The 14,778-nt window shown below is 69.1% G+C and carries 9 protein-coding genes, 1 pseudogene and 1 CRISPR repeat array; of the genes and pseudogenes, 8 read left to right on the forward strand and 2 right to left on the reverse strand.

The window, feature by feature from the left end:
• Positions 1–446 precede the first annotated feature (446 nt).
• The 8 genes and pseudogenes from AOZ06_RS08365 (at position 447) to AOZ06_RS08405 (ending at position 12,557) form a co-directional block, all read left to right on the forward strand.
• Complete coding sequence (locus AOZ06_RS08365; RefSeq protein WP_054288909.1) at positions 447–1,499, forward strand: hypothetical protein; 1,053 nt, start codon at positions 447–449, stop codon at positions 1,497–1,499.
• A gap of 134 nt (positions 1,500–1,633) precedes the next feature.
• Complete coding sequence (locus AOZ06_RS08370; protein WP_054288910.1) at positions 1,634–2,008, forward strand: pilin; 375 nt, start codon at positions 1,634–1,636, stop codon at positions 2,006–2,008.
• Positions 2,009–2,219: 211 nt separating this feature from the next.
• Positions 2,220–4,526, forward strand: a complete 2,307-nt coding sequence (locus AOZ06_RS58325; RefSeq protein WP_179950814.1) for a TrbL/VirB6 family protein — start codon at positions 2,220–2,222, stop codon at positions 4,524–4,526.
• Positions 4,523–5,752 carry a PrgI family protein gene (locus AOZ06_RS08385; protein ID WP_083471572.1) on the forward strand — a complete coding sequence of 410 codons (1,230 nt, stop codon included), beginning with the start codon at positions 4,523–4,525 and terminating at the stop codon, positions 5,750–5,752. Before AOZ06_RS58325 ends, AOZ06_RS08385 begins: the two co-directional genes overlap by 4 nt.
• On the forward strand, positions 5,752–7,695 hold the full coding sequence (locus tag AOZ06_RS08390) for a VirB4 family type IV secretion system protein (RefSeq protein ID WP_054288914.1): 1,944 nt from the start codon (positions 5,752–5,754) through the stop codon (positions 7,693–7,695). Before AOZ06_RS08385 ends, AOZ06_RS08390 begins: the two co-directional genes overlap by 1 nt.
• Before the next feature lie 68 nt (positions 7,696–7,763).
• Positions 7,764–10,439 (forward strand): type IV secretory system conjugative DNA transfer family protein, encoded by a 2,676-nt coding sequence (locus AOZ06_RS08395; RefSeq protein WP_083471573.1) that lies wholly within the window; start codon positions 7,764–7,766, stop codon positions 10,437–10,439.
• A gap of 68 nt (positions 10,440–10,507) precedes the next feature.
• Positions 10,508–11,587, forward strand: a complete 1,080-nt coding sequence (locus AOZ06_RS08400; RefSeq protein WP_054296500.1) for a replication-relaxation family protein — start codon at positions 10,508–10,510, stop codon at positions 11,585–11,587.
• A pseudogene (locus tag AOZ06_RS08405) lies at positions 11,584–12,557 on the forward strand (C40 family peptidase). Before AOZ06_RS08400 ends, AOZ06_RS08405 begins: the two are co-directional and overlap by 4 nt.
• On the opposite strand, the gene AOZ06_RS08410 reads toward AOZ06_RS08405, so the two are convergent.
• Entirely contained in the window at positions 12,526–12,963 is a 438-nt protein-coding gene (locus tag AOZ06_RS08410) for a hypothetical protein (protein WP_054288915.1), read from the reverse strand. The pseudogene AOZ06_RS08405 and the gene AOZ06_RS08410 overlap by 32 nt on opposite strands.
• A 259-nt stretch (positions 12,964–13,222) precedes the next feature.
• A CRISPR array of direct repeats spans positions 13,223–13,556; the repeat unit is 28 nt; unit sequence GGAACAGCCCCGCCTGCGCGGGGACGAC.
• Between the two features lie 329 nt (positions 13,557–13,885).
• Positions 13,886–14,764, reverse strand: coding sequence for an NYN domain-containing protein (locus AOZ06_RS08415; RefSeq protein WP_225953009.1), 879 nt, complete (start codon positions 14,762–14,764; stop codon positions 13,886–13,888).
• Positions 14,765–14,778: the final 14 nt, after the last annotated feature.

Raw genomic sequence — 14,778 nt, forward strand, 5'->3', positions numbered from 1 at the left:
CTTTATCGTCAATCTTGACGGGTGCTCGATGGCGGGAATGCAGGTGGTGCACGCGTCTGCGTCTGCGTGGAACTCAGTGCGAGCTGCGCTGTGAGCCGGGTCGACTTGGGAGCGCTCCTCAAATTTTTTTGACGCGCCTCGGTGGATGGCTGGACTAGGAAGTCGGCCCGTCGTTTTCCCTTACCCCTGCTACTACCAAACCGCCACCAAACCGCCACCAGAACCCCATATATCCAGCTAAACTGCTACTACCGGCGACCATCTGATGATCTTCAACGATGGCGTCAATGATCTTCTGTCCGTGCTGTGGATGATCTTTGTGGCGGGTCGCCATCGCCTCTCAAGATCATCGGTGGCGTTCCGGTGGCGTTCCGGTGGCGTTTTGGTGGACGTGGTTTGGCTTCCTTGAGAGGTCGATTCATTTCCGACCATCAAAGGAGTCGAACATGGCGCCGAACCGCGTGTTTCACTTCATCCCTTTTAGGCGCGATTCACTGCCGCTGGATTCCGCTCGAACTGCGTTCGAGTGGCTCGTCACCGGGGTGGATCCACTCTCGATTGACGGTGGCCGATTTCCTGGCCTTCCTCGCCGGGCTATGCCCCTGGACGAGTTGCGTGATCTGTTGCTGGACGCCAAGTTGCCCTGGCCGACCGTGGACGCGGTCTGGGCACACCTGATCGAGCGCTCGCGGGCCGAAGGCGGCGCCTGGACCGTGGCATGCGTGGGGATGGCGCTGCCCGCACTGGTGCAAGCCGCGGCCGGCATGTGCAAGCCGTTCTTCGACATCGACCCCTGCGACATCCACATCGCGATGCTGACCGGCTTCCTCACCGAACTCGCCGCGGTCGATCTGAGCCAGTCGTGGCTGGTGCTGCGTCTGCGCAACGCCGCCCGACACGCTGGACACAACCTGATCCGTGATGAGCTCGACCGCACCACGCCGATCGACGATGACGACTTTCGTTCCAACGAGCCGCCCCCACCGTGGGGACATCCCGACTTCGTCCTCGCCCGTGCCGTCGCCGAAGGGGCGATCAGCGGCGACGAGGCCGAGCTGATCGGCTCCACCCGCCTGGAGGACTACACGCTGGAAGCCGCCGCCGCCGACAGCGGCGTCAGCATCACCGCCCTGCACCGCGCCCGTGCCCATGCCGAAGCGCGGCTAGTCGACTGGCTGGACGCACAGGCACCCCACGACGACCCCACCGACCGGCGTGAGCGGGACGTCGAACTCCACGCCGTGACCTCGGCGACCATCACCACCGCCGCCCGAACGCCCCACCCAGCACCAGGCCAGATACCACGCGCGGTAACCGACGTCCCGAAACGATTTTCGATCACAGTTCGGTATCGAGCCGGGAAAACCGACCCCCGAATTCGGAGTCAGAGGGTGCGGGAGAGCCCCAGCCGCCCCGCGTCCACGAACTCGCCCGCCCGGCCCGCCGGCATCACCCGGCGCCCTGCGGACACGACTCCGGAGGTGCCGCGATGTGCCTGACCTACTCGCCCCCACGCCACCCGTCCCGCAGTCACAACGGGCCGGTCACCCCAGCACCCGAGGCGACACGGCCAGCCCGCCGGACCCGGCTTTCGGCGTCCCGGCCGAACGCTGACGCGCCGGTCGCACCTCCGATGTCTTCGACTCGGCACGGGCGTCGTAGCCTCGTCCACCAGCGGATCGTGACGACCGGCACGGTGGCTGTTGTCGCGCTGGTGCTGTCGATGTCGGTGTCGATACCGGCGGCGCACGCGGACACCGTCGTGCTCGCGATCGCGGGCAGCGTCGATGAGGTCCTGACCAACATCCGCAACTGGGTCATGGGGATTCTCGCCGGGCTCGCGACCGTGTTTCTGACCATCGGTGGCGTGCGCCGGGTGTTCGGTGGTGGCGACCCGTCGGAGCAGGAGAAGTCCAAGGAGGCGTTCAAGGCCGCCGCGATCGGCTATGGCCTGGCCGCGCTCGCGCCCCTGGTGGTCACCGTGCTCAAAGGCATCGTGGGGGCGTGAGGTGATGCGCCTGCCACTCGCACGAACCCGGTCCATCAGCCGTTCTGTCCCGGTCGACCACACCGTCGGCTCCCCGCTGCCCGTGAGCGTTCAGCACCCGGGTTCGGCATCGCCGGAGCGCCGACAAATGCTCGCGCCTCCGGCCTCACGCTCGCGTCGAACGTCGCGGCATGCTCGTCTGTCGCGTGGTCGTGCGCTGGTGGTTTTGGCGGTGAGTGTTGTGCTGCTGGGTGGCACGCTCGCTATCCAAGCGGCTGCCTCGTCCGGTCTGGTCGCCGCGCAGCCCGCGACGACACCCGTGGTGCCGACGAATCCGCTCGCGCCGGTCCCGCCCGGCGATCCGTGTCCGCCGGGCTCGCCGTTGCCGGTCTGCCATCTGCCCGCGCCGCCGAGCACCCCGTCGTTGTCGGGCATTCCGCTGCCGGTGCCGACCGGTCCACCGACCACGACGCCGTGCATCCCGGGGCCTTTCCAGCCGCCGTGCGCACCACCAGCACCACCATCGACTGGTCCGTCGGTGCCGTGTACCGGGGAGGGCTGCATTCCGCAGCCACCCGGTTCGACGCCACCCACCGGCCCTGGTCCCAGCCAGCCGGGTGGCGGGGACAGCGGGGACGCCGCGTGCGGGCTCAGCAACATCGGCGGCTGCATCACCAACGCGATCAACGCGTTCTTCCGCGGCATCGTCACCGCGGCGCTGAACCCGTTGCTGGACCTGCTGGGCAAGACGTTGTTGACCACGCCGATGCCGGACTCGCTGCCGCGCGTGGGCGAGCTGTGGAACAACTCGTGGCAGATCCTGCTCGTGTCCTACGGCCTGCTCGTGCTCCTCGCGGGTGTCATCGCCATGGGTTATCAAACTGTCCAGACGCGACACTCCATCAAGGAACTCGCGCCGCGCCTCGTCACTGGGTTCTTGGCTGGGGCGTTGTCGCTGTGGGTCGCTACCAAAGGCATTCAGATCGCCAACGCGATGGTCTCGGCGATCATGGGCGGTGGGGTCGACGCGAGCACCGCCGGGGTGACCCTGCGCAACCTCGTGCTGGGGTCGCTCCACGGTGGGATCTGGGTCATCTTCATCGGCATCTTCCTCGCCGGACTGCTCGTCGCGTTGCTGGTGACCTACGTGGTGCGGGTGGCGTTGACGATCATCCTGATCGCGGGTGCGCCCTTGGCGTTGATGTTCCATGTCCTGCCGCAGACCGAGGGCGTCGCGTACTGGTGGTGGAAGGCATACGGCGGCTGCCTCGCGATCCAAGTCGGACAGAGCCTGACGCTGATCGTCGGCGTGAACGTGTTCCTCGCCCCTGGCGGGTTCACCCTGTTCGGCCCGACCATGTCCGGCTTGGTGAATCTGCTGGTCGCGTTGGCGTTGATGTACATCTTGTTCAAGATCCCGTTCTGGGTGCTGGCCTCGGTGCGCGGCGGCAGCGGCGGTCGGAGTTTGATCGGATCGTTGATCAAGGGCTTCCTGGCGTACAAGACGTTCGGTCTGCTCGGTCGCCGCGGAGGCGGTCGCGGGCCGAGTCGTCCGCGTCGCCCAACGGCAACGGCACCCAACGTCGGCATTGGTGGTGGCGCGGGTGCGGCGAGTTCGGCGCCGCTGCCGTGGTGGGCGTGGCGTCGCCGCCGCGCCGCGAAGTGGATTCGCCCGGGTGAGGGCATGCTGCCACTCCGATTGCGCCGCTACACCGGGACCTCCACCGTCGGGCAGCCACGACATACCCTGGCCGACGAGCTGGCCGATCCAGCTCGTGACCTGTCCTCGCAGGGCCAACTCTCGGCTGATCAGCCGGATCTGTTCGGCCCGAACGGTCAGGTGCGACGGCACGCTCGCCCGGTCAAGGTGGACCGGCCGCTGATTCCACCGGAGCCGGGGATGCTTCCGATGCGGCTGCGCTACGCCCCGCCCGGCGCCACGCGGTCCTCGTTGGCCGGCGAGCTCAGCGACCCGCACCGACCCCAGCCGGGCAGGGTTCCGATGCCGCCGAACGCGCCAGGACTGGTGACTCGGCACGGGCGGGCCAACCCGGCAGCGAAGCCACCACGCGTGCCACGCCCGCTGATCCCGCCCCAGCCCGGGATGTTGCCGATGCGGGTGCGGCGCACCGACCCGGTCCCACAGCGGCGCACGCTCGGGGACGAGTTCGACGCACGGCCCGCCGGGTTCCTCGGGCACCAGCCCAGCCCGCCCACCACGCCCGGTTTGTTCATGCGGGACGGCCGGCCCAACCGTCGCGCGACACCACCACGGCACGTGTGGCATCCCGTGGTCCCGCCCGAGCCGGGCATGTTGCCGATGCGGGTGCGGCGCACCGACCCGGTCCCACAACGGCACACGGTCGGGGACGAGTTCGACGCCCGCCCCACAGATGCCCCGGAGCATCAGCCCAGCCCGCCCCGCACACCCGGCTTGTTCACCCGGGACGGGCAGCCCAACCCGCGTGCCACACCGCCGAAACGAAAGCAGAAACCAGCACCGCGAACCGCACCGCCCGAGTCTGGAGGTAAGCCATGACTACGCCCGTTCGCATCCCCGCGGATGTCGATATGCACGATCGCGTGCTCGGCCCGCTGACCGCACGTCAGCTCGGGATCCTCGCCGCCGCCGGGGCGGTGCTGTATCTGCTCTGGATGGCGACCCGTGCCGTGGTACCGGTCGCGGTGTTCCTGGCTATCGCGGTCCCCCTCGGCGCGGGCGCGGCGATACTCGCGCTCGGCACGCGCGACGGAGTGCCGATGGACAAACTGCTCCTCGCTGCGATCCGCCAACGCCTGGCCCCACGACACCGGGTCGCCGCACCAGAGGGCGTGCGCCCAGCACCCGTATGGCTCACCGCCCAGGTCGACCACACCGGCGATCCGGCCGCGCGCAGGACAGGGCGCGCGGCACCGACTGAACAGGTCTCGCCCTCAGCGCTGCAACTGCCCGCCGAAGCGGTCACCGAGACCGGCGTGGTCGACCTCGGCGTCGACGGCCTGGCGGTGGTCGCGGTCGCCAGCACCGTGAACTTCGCGCTGCGGACCGGGAACGAACAGGAAGCACTGGTCGCCGCGTTCGGCCGGTATCTGCACTCGCTGACCGCACCGGTGCAAGTGGTCGTCCGCACCGAACGGCTCGACCTCTCAACCCAAATCAACGAACTACGCGACCGCGCGGGCGGCCTGCCGCACCCCGCGCTGGAAGCCGCCGCGCTCGAGCACGCCGACTACCTGATCCACCTCGGCTCACAGTCGGACCTGCTGCGCCGTCAAGTGCTGCTGGTGTTGCGCGAACCGCTCGGCGTCGCCACGCCGACGGACGGCCTGGGCGGGCCCGGCCCGCTCGCGGTGCTCGGCTCGCTGATGGGCAAGCGCCGCACGCAGACCAGCGGGCGGGTGGACGCGGGAACGCGACGAGCCGCGGAGTCGCGGCTGGTGCGCCGCCTCGGTGAGGCGATCGAACTGCTCGCGCCCGCCGGGATCGTGGTCACCCCACTGGACGCCGGGCAGGCCACCGGCGTGCTGGCCTCGGCGTGCAACCCCGACAGCCTGCTGCCGCCCTCCGCGGGGTTGGCCGGCGCGGACGAGGTCATCACCACGTCCGGCGCGGACCTGGCCGGCGACGACCTCGACGACACGTTCTTCACGCCCGCCACAACGTCAGGCCGAGCGCCGTCCCGACAGGACGAGGACAGCTTCGCCGACGACTGGGACTACGACAACGACGGGGACTACGACGACGATGAGAGGGGGAGGTCCTGATGGCCACCCGCGCACGCACCACCCGCCACCACCCTCTGGCCGCCCCGTCGGCCTCGTCAGCCGCAGCCGCGTTCACCCCGGATGCCCTGTCGGTCGCCGCGCGCCACTTGGAGGTCGGTGGCGAATGGGTCGCCAGCTTCGCCGTGGTCGGCTTCCCGCGCGAGGTGAACCCCGGGTGGCTCGCGCCCTTGCTGACCTACCCGGGTCGACTGGACGTGTCGGTGCACATCGAGCCGATCGACCCCGCTACCGCCGCGTCGCGGTTGAAGAAGCAACTGGCGAAGTTGGAGGCCGGGCGTCGGCACACCGCCGAGCACGGCCGCCTGTTCGACCCGCAGGTCGAGGCCGCGACCGAGGATGCCTACGACTTGAGCTCGAGGGTGGCCCGTGGTGAGGGGAAGCTGTTTCGGGTCGGGCTGTATCTGACCGTCCACGCCGTCTCCGAGGTGACGCTGGCTGATGAGGTGGCCGCGCTGCGGTCGCTGTGCGCGTCGCTGTTGCTGGATGCCAAGCACACCACCTATCGGGCCTTGCAGGGCTGGGTGTCCACGTTGCCGATGGGCCTGGACTTGATCGGCATGCGGCGCACGTTCGACACCAGTGCGTTGGCCGCGGCGTTCCCGTTCACAAGTCCGGACTTGCCCGCACCCGACCCCACGTCGGTCGCGGCGCCGTCCGGGGTTCTCTACGGCTACAACATCGGCTCCCAAGGCCTCGTGCATTGGGACCGGTTCGGCGAGGGAATGCACAACCACAACTCGGTGATCCTCGGTCGCAGCGGCGCGGGCAAGTCCTATTTGGTCAAACTGGAGGCGTTGCGCAGCCTGTATCGGGGCATCGAGATCGACATCGTGGACCCCGAAGACGAATACGCCCGCCTGGCCGCCGCGGTCGGCGGCACCTACGTGCACCTCGGTGCCCGAGGTGTTCGCCTGAACCCCTTCGATCTGCCGATCCACACCCGTCCGGACGGCCGCCGTACCGCGCCGAAGGACGCGCTCGTGCGGCGCAGTTTGTTCCTGCACACCGTGATCGCCGTTCTGATAGGCAGCGAGCTGGAGGCGGCGCAGCGGGCGGCGTTGGATCGGGCGATCGCGGCGACCTACCAGTGCGTGGGCATCACCGCCGACGCCCGCACCTGGACCCGCCCCGCGCCCACGCTGCGTACCCTGCGCGACCAACTCACGGATGCCGGTCGGACCGGTGACCATGCCGCGGGTGACCTCGCGGCGCGACTGCATCCGTTCGTGGACGGCGCGTTCAAGCAACTGTTCGACGGGCCCAGCACCGTCAACCCCGAAGGACACCTCACCGTGTTCAGCCTGCGCGACCTGCCCGACGAACTGAAAAGCATCGGCACACTGCTCACGCTCGACGCGGTGTGGCGGCGGGTGTCCAACCCAGCCATCCGCCGCCCACGCCTCGTCGTCGTGGACGAGGCGTGGCTGCTGATGCGCGAGAAGGCCGGAGCCGAGTTCCTGTTCCGGATGGCCAAAGCCAGCAGGAAACACTGGGCAGGTCTGACCGTGGCGACACAGGACACCGCCGATGTGCTGGGCAGCGACCTCGGGCGCGCTGTCGTGGCGAACGCCGCGACCCAAGTCGTGCTCCGGCAGGCGACCCAGGCCATCGACGAGATCACCCAGGTCTTCGACCTCTCCGCCGGCGAGCGCGCGTTCCTGCTCTCGGCCGACCGCGGCCAAGGCCTGCTCAGCACCGGGACGCAACGCGTCGCCTTCCAGAGCGTCGCCTCGCCGATCGAGCACGAGCTCGTCACCAGCGACCCGGCCGAACTCGCCGCCTACGCCGACACCGCAGAACCCGTCGACGAGGCGGAGGCCGCGTACGTCGACCTCGGCGTCCACGGCGGTGACTCCACGGCCGTGGCCGGTGACGAGTTCGGTTCCGACACCGACGACCAGATCCACCTCGACGCGGCCTGACCTGATTCAGGCCCACATACCTGGGCGCGACGTCGTGGTGCCCATCCCCCTGTGAAGGGACGCTGCTCATGCTGCCCCACATACTCTCCTGGGTACCGGCTGCTCTCGACCAGGCACCGGAATCGGTCATCGTCGCCACCACCGCTGCGGCTGTGGGCCCGTCCACGGTGTCGGCCACCGGCTGGGTCGAGGATTACCTGCGCGACCCTGGCGGTGCGCTGCTCACGGTATTCACCCGGCTGCGGGACCTCGCCGTGGACTGGGGGCCGACCGCGGCCCCGGTCCTCGCCGTGCTCACCACGACGGTCGTGGCCGGCCGACGGTGGTGGACGCGGCGCTGCCACCAGCGACTGCTCGCCGACGCCCGTCAGGTCACTGTGCTCGCCCCACCCGCGGTGGATCCCGCCGGCGGCACCGCCCTCTGGTCCAACCTCGTCGGTCTACTGCGCCCGGGGTGGCGCCGGGCGTTCACCGGCCAGCCGCACGTGGCCTGCGAATACGTGTTCTCCGAAGCCGGAGTCGGAATTCGGCTGTGGGTGCCGGGCGTCATCCCACCCGGCCTGGTCGAGCGCGCGGTCGAGGCCGCCTGGCCCGGCGCGCACACCCGTGTCAGCCCGGCCGAACCACCCTTGCCCGGGGCGGGCGAGGGGCAGCGGCGGCTGGTCGTCGGCGGCGAGCTGCGGCTGGCTCGCCCCGAGAGCCTGCCGATCCGCAGCGGCTTCGACGCCGACCCGCTGCGGGCGTTGATCGGCGCCCCGGTCGGCCTCGGGCGCGACGAGTACGCCTGCGTGCAAGTGCTGGCCCGGCCGGTCACCGGCCGCCGCGTCCAGAAAGCACGTCGCGCCGCCCGCAAGGTCCACACCGGACGCTCCCATCGGCTGGTCGGCCGGCTACTCGACACGGTCACCCCCGGCATGAGCGGTCGGACACGACGGTCAGCGTCAGCATTGACAAAGACCGGTGCGCTGCACAGCGATCCGCAGACCTCGCTGGAGTACGCGGCGCAGAACCGGGCGATCGTGAGCAAGCAACGCGGCAGCCAGTTCGAGACCGTCGTGCGCTACGCCGTGGCCACCCTCCTGCCCGCCGACACCGCCGACGGCGAGATCCGCACGACGCGGGACATCGCCCGCGGACGCGCCCACGCCCTCGCGGCGAGCTTCGCCTCCTACACCGAACACAACCACTACACCCGCCACCGCATCCACAACCCCGGCCGCGTCATCGACTCCCGACGACTCGGACACGGAGACCTGCTGTCGGTACCGGAACTCGCGGCGATCGCGCACCTGCCCACCGACGAGGCCATCCCCGGCATCCAACGCGCCGGAGCCCGCGCCATCGCCCCACCACCCGGCATCGCCACCCCCGGACCGGAGGCCAAACCACTCGGCGTCACCGACACAGGCCACCCACGCCCTGTCGGCCTGCGCGTCCCTGACGCCCGCCACCACCTGCACGTCATCGGCGCCACCGGCTCCGGCAAATCCACCCTGCTCGGCAACATGATCCTCGCCGACGCCGAGGCCGGCCGCGGCATCGTGCTCATCGACCCCAAAGGCGACCTCGTCACCGACGTCCTGTCCCGCCTCCCGGCGTCCGCGGCCGATCGGGTGGTGATCTTCGACGCCGACAGCAAAGCCCGACCACCCTGCCTCAACCCCCTCGACGGCGGCGAAACCGACCTGACCGTCGACAACCTCGTGTCCGTGTTCCGCCGCGTCTACTCCGCGTTCTGGGGACCACGCACCGACGACGTCATGCGCGCCGCCTGCCTCACCCTCCGCACCCAGGAAGGCGTCGCCACCCTCGCCGACCTACCCAAGCTCCTTGCCGACGACGCGTTCCGCTCACGGGTCACCGCAGGGATCGTCGACCCGGTGCTGCGCGGGTTTTGGTCCTGGTACGAGGAACTCACCGACTCCAGTCGCAGTCAGGTCATCAGTCCGCTGATGAACAAACTCCGCGCGTTCCTGCTGCGCCCGTTCGTCCGAGACGCGATCGCGGGTGGGAACTCCACAGTGGACATGAGTCGGGTTCTTGACGGCGGCATCTGTCTGGTGCGCATCCCGAAAGGTTCGCTCGGCGAGGAAACCACACGGCTGGTCGGCTCACTCGTGGTCGCCCGCACCTGGCAAGCCACCACCGGCCGAGCCCGCACCCCACAACGGCAACGCCGCGACGCATCCCTCGTGATCGACGAGTGCCACAACTTCCTGAACCTGCCGTACCCGATCGAGGACATGCTCGCCGAAGCCCGCGGCTTCCGGGTCGCGATGACCCTGGCCCACCAACACCTCGGGCAACTGCCCCGCGAACTGCGGGAAGGCATGTCCACCAACGCCCGCAGCAAGATCTTCTTCAACGCCAGCCCCGAAGACGCACGGGAACTCTCCCGGCACACCGCGCCACGACTGTCCGACCACGACCTGGCCCACCTCGGCGCCTACCACGCAGCCGCCCGATTGGTCCTCGCCGGCGAAGAAGCACAGCCGTTCACCATGCTCACCCAACCACTCCCACCCGCCATCCCTGGCCGCGCACGGGAAATCCGTGCCATCGCTCGACGAGCCATGCACAACCGCGTATCACGCGACACGACGCCCGAGACCGGCCCTCAACCCACAGTCCAACCTCGGCGGCAATCGCCGAGTTCTGATCAGGCGCTGTCAGGCCGCAACACACATCGGCGTCCGTCTGGTCGTCAGCCGCGCAGTGCTGATCCACGCCGCCAGCAACCGTGACGGACACGTCGTCGGACCACAGACGAGGACGTCATACACACATCACGCTTCTCGGAGGTCGATTGTTCATGATTACCAATGCCACTCAGCAGCGCGTACTGCGCGGCGTGAAGGCCAGCCGCCCGGCCCAGCGGGCAGCGAACACCGCTGAGCACCGGGCGGCGCTAGCGTGGCGGCTGACCCCACGCGACCGGTGGATCATCCGGATGCTGCACGAGCACCGCGTGCTCACCTCCCATCAGATCACTGCCCTGGCCTTTCCCTCCTTCCGGTCCGGCCGGATGCGGCTGCGCGAGCTCTATCAATGGGGTGTGGTGGACCGGTTCCAGCCCTACATCACGGTCGGCACCGCGCCGATGCACTACGTCCTCGCGCCCGTCGGGGCCGCGGTGCTGGCCGCCGAGGACGGCCTCGACGTCAAAGAACTCGGCTACCGACACGACCGTGCCCTCGGTATCGCTCACTCGCTGCGGCTCGCGCACACCGTCGGCGTGAACGAGTGGTTCACCGCCCTGGTCGACCACGCCCGCCACAGCGACACCCACCAGCACAGCACTCTCGGCGCGTGGTGGGCCGAAGCCCGCTGCGCCCGCCACTTCGGCGACCTGATCAAACCCGACGCCTACGGCCGCTGGACCACGGACGGCCGAGACATCGAGTTCTTCCTCGAGTACGACTTCGGCACCGAGGCCTTGGCCAAACTCGCCGGGAAACTGGCCGGCTACGCCGCGCTCGCCGCGGCAACCGGGATCACCACCCCGCTGCTGATCTGGTTCCCGTCCGCACGGCGTGAGGCCAACGCTCGCCGGCTGCTGCACCGGTTCTGGCGCGAGCTCGACGACCCGCACTCGGTCCCGATCGCCACCGCCGCGGCCGACCTGCTCAATCCCGAGGCCGCGCATCCCAGCCCTGCCGACATGGTCTGGCTGCCCCTCAACGCCACCGCCAGGAGCGAGGCGAGTTCTCGGCGCGAGTTGCATCGGCTTCTGGGGGCGTGGCCGCATGTCTCACCGCCCAGCCTCGACCCGGGCGACGAGTCACCGTCCGGGACGGACTCGCCGCGGTGGGCGGCCCCCGCGCCCATCCCGATGCCACCGCTGGGCCCGTCACACGGCCCCAGCACACCTCAGACAGGCCACGACCGATGATCCTCAAAGTCGGTGCCCTGGTACTCGGAGCGATCCTGCTCATCCCGATCCTTATCGGTGGCGGAGTCTCGGGCGCGATCTCCGTCGTCCTCGGAAGTAGCAGCACCCTCACCTGCGTCACCAGCGGCGACACGTCCGCGAGCGTGGCCGGATACGGGAAAGAACAACTCGCGAACGCCGCCACCATCGTCGGCGTCGGCCAACGGATGAACGTCCCCGAGCACGGCCTGGTGGTCGCCTTGGCCGCCGCGATGCAAGAGTCCACCTTGAACAACGTCGACTACGGCGACCGCGACAGCCTCGGCTTGTTCCAGCAACGCCCGAGCCAAGGCTGGGGCACCCCAGCGCAGATCATGAACCCGACCTACGCCGCCACCCAGTTCTACCAACACCTGCTCGCCGTGCCCGGGTGGCAACGGATGAGCGTCAACGACGCCGCCCAAGCGGTGCAGCGCTCCGGCACACCGACCGCCTACGCCAAACACGAGAACGCCGCGCGGGCCGTGCTCGCCGCCGTCCACGGCGCCCAGTGCACCGTCGCCGACACCACGACGGTCGGGTCAGGCGACTGCAACGCCATCCAAGCCCCCAACCCGACCGCGCTGGCCGCGATCAACTACGCCTGCGGACAACGAGGCTTGCCCTACGTCTGGGGCGGAGACGGGCCACAGGAAGGCGGCTTCGACTGCTCCGGCCTGACCAAAGCGGCCTACAGCGCCGCCGGAATCACGCTGCCACGCACCGCCCACACCCAGTTCCACGCCGGACCCCGCGTCCCTGCCGGTCAGCCGCTGCTGCCGGGAGACCTCGTGTTCTACGGCAACCCGGCGACCAAGATCCATCACGTCGGCCTCTACATCGGCGGAGGCCTGATGATCGACGCCCCGGACCGAGGACAGGCAAAGTCGAGCCATACATGAGAAAGGACTACGCCGGTGCTACCCGCCCCTCGGTGCTCGGCGCGGCGTGACGGAGTCCAGGTCGCCAACCCCGGAGCCGACCATGGCGGAGAACGGTCGGCCGTCGCTGCCGATGAGCAGGATGCGTTGGGTGAACAACGGAGGCGTGGTGGCGTCGAGTGTGACGATGTTGTGATCGCTGGCCAGTTCGAAGAGCGCGTGGGTTACCTCGCGGATGGTGGTGCGGTCCGGGTCTGTCTCGATCGACAGGCCCTCGACGCGGATCTCCAGCACCCGCTGCTGTGGCAGCACCGTGATCACGGTGCGCACGTGTGTCGGGATGCCACCGTCGTCGCGCAACTCGGCGATGCCCTCGGCCAGCCGCACGGCCGCAGCCTCCATGGTGTGGCCGTGGCCGACTCCGGCTCGCGCGCCCCACAGTACGTGGAAATCCACTGTGGACTCAGATCGGGTCACTACCCGGCTCCCTCTTCACATAGGCTTGATGGACGCGGGCCTCCCCGCGAATGGTTTTCATCGTCGGAGGAAGAACACTCGCGATTCGGTGGCATCGGCCGGATTTGGTCCCAGGAAGAAGCGGAACCAATTGCCCGCTCCGTCAGGTCCGGGACCACGTGCCCCGTCGGTCATGCGTGCGCGGATCTCGGGTACGTCTCGCGCTGTCACGGCGATCACGAAGCCTTCCCAAGCGGTGAACTGGGTCTCAGAACCCTCGGGAACAGCCCCGCCTGCGCGGGGACGACCACTCGACCTCGTCCTGCCGACCGTGCCCGGCAGGAACAGCCCCGCCTGCGCGGGGACGACGTTCAGCGGCATCGTGACCGGCGCACAGGACCACGGAACAGCCCCGCCTGCGCGGGGACGACGACCACGCTGCGCATCCTTTTGTCGCCGAAGGAGGAACAGCCCCGCCTGCGCGGGGACGACCAACCACTTCCTCGTCAGTACTCAATGTCCGCCGGAACAGCCCCGCCTGCGCGGGGACGACCACCCAGCCAGCCGGGCCTGGGTCGATTGGACGGGAACAGCCCCGCCTGCGCGGGGACGACACGACCCGGGATTGTTTTTGCCGGTCGTTTCTGGCTCCGGCGGTTCGGTCTGATCGGGCCCCGGTGGCGGTTGGCCCGGGGTGAGTTCTGAGTGTGTGTCCGAGGTCGTTCAACGAGTTTGGGCCCCACCCCTGGATGGGTGAAGTTCGTGACTGCCGCGTGGTGCGTGCCCAGTCGGAACGACGTGGACGTCTAAGTTGTCGCAGCCGGGTGTTCACGGGCCCCTCCGACAAGGTGGTCCGTGAGCAGCCGGCCCATCACATTTCAGGGTGCGCGTGCCGAAGGTCCTGCTCCTCGTCGAGGACAGGACCTTCGCTGTTGCTGGCTGGTTAGCTGCTGGTTGGCTCGATCAACGCGAGCCTGATGTCTTGTCCGGATCGACCGGTGGTTTGGATCCGGTGGCCGAGCTTGGTCAGCAGGTCGCGGAAGGTGCTGCAGCCGTAGCGGGCCTGGTCGAACGACGGGTCCAGCGCGACCATTTTGGCCTTGAGCTGGGAAGCCGTTGGTGACTTCGTGGGGATCTGTCGCATCGCGGTGACCAGCAGCGCCTCGGCGTCAGCAAGCCGGGAGCCGCGTTGCGCGGGAGGTGTCGGTGGTTCGGCTGGCGGGTCGACCCGGGCGACGATCGAGCCCCAGAGCTTGTATTCCGAACAGACTGAGACCAGGCGGACGCTGGCCGCGGTTTCCGCGCCAACGCCGATGACGTGCTTGCCGAACTCGCGCAGTTTGGTGACCAGTGGGGAGAAGTCGGAGTCGCCGGTGACCAGGACGAAGGCCTCGACGGTGGGGTGGGTGATCAGGGTTTCCATGGCGTCGACCGTCATGCGGATGTCGGCGCCGTTCTTGCGGGCCGGGCCGTGGCCGATCTGGACCAGGTCGACGCCGTTGCGTTCGAGCACGGCCTGGTAGCGGCCGAAGCGGGTGTCGGCCCAGTCGGCGTAGGCGCGGCGGGTGGTGGCGGCGCCGTAAGCCCGGCAGAGCCAGGTCACCGCCCGGTCGGGGATCGGTTCGGCCCGGTCGGGCAGGCTGGCGGTCGCGCCGAGCACAAGATTCTCGAAGTCCAAGAAGAGCCCGATCTGGTCGGCTCGTGCCCGCGGATCGTCGCGCCATTTCCCGAACATCCTGCGGTGTTGGGCTTCCGCGTCTCGGATCATCCGGACCGCTTCGTTGACCGGCTCGGTGCTGTCGTGCGGCGTGGGTGTCGCCAAGAGAATCCGTCTCG

The organism is Kibdelosporangium phytohabitans, assembly GCF_001302585.1.
Lineage (GTDB): Bacteria > Actinomycetota > Actinomycetes > Mycobacteriales > Pseudonocardiaceae > Kibdelosporangium > Kibdelosporangium phytohabitans.

Excerpts from the sequence above, each read along its gene's own strand:
- AOZ06_RS08400 (WP_054296500.1), top strand. The coding sequence starts at position 10,508 with ATGATTACCAATGCCACTCAGCAGCGCGTACTGCGCGGCGTGAAGGCC.
- AOZ06_RS08390 (WP_054288914.1), top strand. The coding sequence starts at position 5,752 with ATGGCCACCCGCGCACGCACCACCCGCCACCACCCTCTGGCCGCCCCG.
- AOZ06_RS08365 (WP_054288909.1), top strand. The coding sequence starts at position 447 with ATGGCGCCGAACCGCGTGTTTCACTTCATCCCTTTTAGGCGCGATTCA.
- AOZ06_RS08370 (WP_054288910.1), top strand. The coding sequence starts at position 1,634 with ATGTCTTCGACTCGGCACGGGCGTCGTAGCCTCGTCCACCAGCGGATC.
- AOZ06_RS08385 (WP_083471572.1), top strand. The coding sequence starts at position 4,523 with ATGACTACGCCCGTTCGCATCCCCGCGGATGTCGATATGCACGATCGC.
- AOZ06_RS08395 (WP_083471573.1), top strand. The coding sequence starts at position 7,764 with ATGCTGCCCCACATACTCTCCTGGGTACCGGCTGCTCTCGACCAGGCA.